We start from the raw sequence: 2,180 nt of genomic DNA, 5'->3' as shown, positions 1-2,180 counted from the left end.
CGGGCGGGGGCCCTACGCCCGCGCCGCCGCGAGGAACTCCCGCAGGATCCGTTCCCCGGCGAGCACGCCCCGCTCCACCAGCGGGACCACCGTCGGCGCGCCCCAGCCGCTGTCGGCGAGTTCACCGTGGTTGGGACGCCAGCCGCGGTCGGCGGCGAGGAGGAGGTCGGCGTCGAGGAGGGAGTCGCCGGCGCCGAGGACCAGGTGGGTCCCGGTGCGGCGGGCGACCTCGCGAACCGCCGCGCTCTTGGTGAGCGGCTTGGGCACGGCGTAGATCTTGCGGCCTTGGAGGGAGACGGTCCAGCCCCGGTTCTCCGCCCATTCCGCGAGGTCCTTCACCCACTGCGGGGGCAGCAGGTCACGCTCGACGACCAGGTAGGCGAAGAGGTCCTCGGCGACCCGGTGCTTGCGCAGCCACTCGGGGGCGGCGGTGCGCGCGAGGTGTGCCGTGACCTCGTCGAGCGGGGCGCACTGCTCGGCGAGCCGGGCGGCCACCGTGCGCTGCCAGTCGGGGTCGGAGACGCCGTCGACCAGGAGGTGGCCGCCGTTGGCGCAGATCGCGTAGCGGGGCGCGGGGCCGGGCAGGCTGATCCGCTCGTACTGCGCGCGGGTGCGGGTGGTGGTGGGCACGAACCAGGCGGCGTCCCCGAGTTCGGCGAGGAGTTCGGCCGCGGTCTCGGTCATGAAGGAGAGCGGTCGGTGTTCGTGGGTCTCGACGCACAGCAGCCGGGGGGCGTTCTGGTCCGGCATGGTGAGCGCGAGGGCGGCCGTGGAGTAGATGAGGGTCCGGTCCAGGTCGCTGGCGACGACGGCGCGAGGGCCGCCGGTATGGGACTCGGCGGCGCGGTGCGCGGGGGAAGCGGTCATCGTGCGGCCACCGTCCGTCCGTCGGTGCCGGTCGCGCCGCGCGTGTAGCGCGGGTGGATGAGTCCGACGCAGCTGTAGGGCAGTTCGTCCACCTCCTCGACCGGCACCCCGCGCTGGGCGGCGAGCAGCCGGACGTGGTCAAGGTCGGCGCCCGCGTCCTTGAGGGCCAGGATCTTCCACGGTACCCGGCGCAGCAGCACCCGGGTGGTCTCGCCCACGCCGGGCTTCACCAGGTTGACGTCGTGGATGCCGTACTCCTCGCTGATCCGCTCCACGGCGGCCCAGCCCTCCCAGGTGGGCGTGCGGTCCGCGGCGAGGAGTTCCTTGGCGCGGGCCTCGCCCGCTTCGGCGACCTCGTCGAAGCGGGCCGAGACGGCGTCCAGGAAGGTGACGGAGACGTCCGAACCGGCCAGCTCACGGTAGAACTTGGCGCCGTGGTAGTCGTGCGGTCCGACCAGGTCGGCGCGCAGCACGGTGCGGGACACCAGGCCGGAGACGGTCGAGTTGAGGCACGCGGAGGGGATGAGGAAGTCCTCGCGGGTGCCGTAGGTCCGCACGCAGGAGCCGGGGTCGGCGAGCACCGCGATCTCCGGGTCGAAGCCGGTGATTCCCTCCGACGCCTCGAACTCCTCGACGGCGGCCTTGAGTTCGCGGGTGATGGCGCCCTTGCCGGTCCAGCCGTCGACGAACACGACGTCACGCGGGTCGTGGTGGGCGGCGAGATACCGCAGGGCGTTGGCGTCGATGCCGCGGCCGCGGACGATGGAGACGGCGTAGTGCGGCAGGTCGAGGCCGTGCCGTTGCCGGGCCCAGCGGCGCATCAGGACGCCCACGGGGGTGCCGGCGCGGGCGAGCGAGACCAGCACGGTCCGGCCGGCGCGCGGTGACCGCTCGGCGAGGACGGTCTCGGTGACCACGCCGACGGCCTCGGCGATCCGGGCGGCGGAGGTGTCCAGGGCGGCCGTGAAGAGCCGCTGGTAGTCCTCGCTGGGCTGGTACTCGACGGGCAGCGACTCGGCGTAGTGGGCGCCGCCGCTCTGGATGGCCTCCTCGCGCTCCTCGGTGGGCGCCTCGAGGGTGACGTCGGAGAGGTCCTGCAGCAGCCAGCCCACCTCGTCGGGGGCGTAGGAGGAGAAGTGCGGTCCGCGGAGGGGCTCCGGCAGCATGGCGGGCCTTTCGGATACGCGCGCGGTGCCGCCCGGGCGGGCGGTCCGCGCGGGGACGTGGCTGGGGACGACGGCGAGCAGCACCTGCGGGGTGTGCGCGGCGAGCTGGGCGAGCAGCCCCTCGGGAGCGTGCAGGGCGGGCGTGTC

The 2,180-nt window shown here is 74.2% G+C and carries 2 protein-coding genes; both read right to left on the bottom strand.

What is annotated here, in order from left to right; all coding sequences use genetic code 11:
• Positions 1–12: 12 nt before the first annotated feature.
• On the bottom strand, positions 13–867 hold the full coding sequence (locus tag HW445_RS27950; protein ID WP_180223647.1) for an HAD family hydrolase: 855 nt from the start codon (positions 865–867) through the stop codon (positions 13–15).
• The coding region (locus HW445_RS27945) for a cysteine protease StiP family protein (protein WP_180223646.1) at positions 864–2,180 on the bottom strand (1,317 nt) is incomplete at its 5' end. The genes HW445_RS27950 and HW445_RS27945, both read right to left, overlap by 4 nt.

This window comes from Streptomyces sp. UH6, from assembly GCF_013421635.1.
Taxonomy (GTDB): domain Bacteria; phylum Actinomycetota; class Actinomycetes; order Streptomycetales; family Streptomycetaceae; genus Streptomyces; species Streptomyces abyssomicinicus.
This window is presented reverse-complemented; position numbering and strand designations above follow the sequence as displayed.